General features: G+C 48.5%; 1 protein-coding gene. It reads left to right on the top strand.

Going from position 1 to position 202, the window contains the following annotated elements:
* A partial coding sequence (locus PQQ51_RS34455; RefSeq protein WP_408501641.1) for a hypothetical protein occupies positions 1-202 on the top strand: 202 nt, incomplete at both ends.

Raw genomic sequence — 202 nt, forward strand, 5'->3', positions numbered from 1 at the left:
CTTTTACAAACGCCAGAACAAGTTCCAATGTTTGCGGCCCCGTACGACAATGATGATGGCGTCCTTAAGTGGACCACGGAGATTAAAGGCGCTGAACTTTTGGTAACAGGTGCAGAGCATATTCAATCACCATGGCCTGGGTCGAATGTACCAGGTATCTTTGTTATCCACACAGGGAACGCCGTCATAGCGATGGTCGTTA

It is taken from the genome of Paraburkholderia xenovorans (assembly GCF_046030735.1).
GTDB classification, from domain to species: Bacteria; Pseudomonadota; Gammaproteobacteria; order Burkholderiales; family Burkholderiaceae; genus Paraburkholderia; species Paraburkholderia xenovorans_A.